The organism is Polynucleobacter sp. 35-46-11 (genome assembly GCF_002281105.1).
Window position 1 is genome coordinate 1 of the sequence record NZ_NCFJ01000502.1, and the last position, 1,831, is coordinate 1,831.

Consider the following 1,831-nt stretch of genomic DNA (forward strand, 5'->3'; position numbering starts at 1 on the left):
AGGGAGAGGAATGAGAGGTCTTGTGTAGTGGTCATGGTGGATTTTGTATGATGTAGGTTGATTTTACTAAGTTAATTCACTCAGCAATACAACTTCATCGGGATTATGACCATGTTTGACCGCCAAAACACCTTAGCCAAAACTGACCCAGAATTGTGGGCAGCGATTCAGAATGAGAATAAGCGTCAGGAAGACCATATTGAACTGATTGCATCTGAGAACTACACCTCCCCTGCAGTCATGCAGGCGCAGGGTTCTCAGTTGACTAATAAGTACGCTGAAGGTTATCCGGGTAAGCGTTATTACGGTGGTTGTGAGTTTGTAGATGTCGCTGAGCAATTAGCGATTGATCGTGTGAAGGCTTTGTTTGGTGCTGAGGCAGCGAATGTGCAGCCGCATTGTGGCGCGTCCGCTAACCAGGCAGTGTTTTTGGCGTTCCTGAAGCCAGGCGATACATTCATGGGTATGAGTTTGGCTGAAGGCGGTCACCTGACGCACGGCATGGCCTTAAACATGAGTGGTAAGTGGTTTAACCCAATTGCTTATGGCTTAGATAAAAATGAAGAGATTGATTACGAGCAGATGGAGCGTTTGGCCCGTGAGCACAAGCCAAAGTTGATTATTGCTGGCGCCTCTGCCTACTCTAGAAAGATTGATTTTGAGCGGATTGGTAAATTAGCCAAAGAGGTAGGCGCGATTTTCATGGTGGATATGGCGCACTATGCTGGATTGGTGGCTGCTGGTGTATATCCAAACCCAGTACCCCATGCGGACATTGTTACCTCTACTACCCACAAGAGCTTGCGCGGTCCTCGTGGCGGCATTATCTTGATGAAGGCGGAGCACGAGAAAGCAATTAATTCCGCAGTATTTCCAGGTCTACAAGGTGGTCCTTTGATGCACGTGATCGCTGGTAAGGCTGCAGCGTTTAAAGAGGCGCAAGAGCCCAGCTTTATTGATTATCAAAAGCAAGTCGTTACTAATGCCAAAGCTTTGGCGGAGACACTAATTTCTCGTGGACTACGTATTGTTTCTGGCGGCACGGATTCTCATGTGATGTTGGTAGATTTGCGTGCCAAGAAAATGACCGGTAAAGAAGCTGAGCGTGTATTAGGCGAAGCGCACATTACTTGTAACAAGAACGGCATTCCAAACGACCCAGAAAAACCAATGGTGACCAGTGGTATTCGTTTGGGCTCACCTGCCATGACAACACGTGGCTTTAAAGAAGCGGAAGCACGTCAAGTTGGTAATTTCATTGCGGATGTTTTGGACAATCCAAATGATGCTGAGAATATCGCCAAGGTTCGTGCGCAAGTGGCTGAGTTGACCAAGTGTTTCCCTGTTTACGGTTAATGCAAATAACCTACCAAACTAAATCGTAAAGAAGAACTACATTGCGCTGCCCTTTTTGCCATAACGACGATACTCAGGTTCTCGATACTCGGGTATCGGATGAGGGCGACACGATTCGCCGCCGCCGCCGTTGTGCTAAATGCGATAAACGATTTACGACTTACGAGCGTGTAGAACTTGTATTGCCAGCAATCGTTAAGAAGAACGGTAGCCGTGTTGAATACAGCCATGACAAGTTGGTTAGTTCAGTCAAGCTAGCCTTGCGCAAGCGCCCTGTCTCATCAGATTCTGTTGATGAATCGATTGCTCGCATTGAAGAGAAGCTACTCAGCCTAGGCGAAAAAGAAATCCCAAGTGAGCGCGTTGGTGAATTGGTGATGCGTGAACTTAAGCGTCTAGACAAGGTGGCCTACATTCGCTTTGCTTCTGTTTACAGAAGCTTTGCAGATATTGAATCTTTTGAGAGTGCACTCAA

Annotated in this window: 2 protein-coding genes; both read left to right on the top strand. The window is 47.0% G+C overall.

What is annotated here, in order from left to right; translation table 11 throughout:
* Positions 1-111 precede the first annotated feature (111 nt).
* Complete coding sequence (glyA, locus tag B7Y67_RS16895; protein WP_293599624.1) at positions 112-1,356, top strand: serine hydroxymethyltransferase; 1,245 nt, start codon at positions 112-114, stop codon at positions 1,354-1,356.
* Between the two features lie 41 nt (positions 1,357-1,397).
* Positions 1,398-1,831 (top strand): transcriptional regulator NrdR (gene nrdR, locus B7Y67_RS16900; RefSeq protein ID WP_293599625.1); only part of this gene is annotated, 434 nt, incomplete at its 3' end.

What these genes read in the sequence shown, in the direction of transcription:
- glyA (WP_293599624.1), top strand. Translation starts at nt 112, where the DNA reads ATGTTTGACCGCCAAAACACCTTAGCCAAAACTGACCCAGAATTGTGG.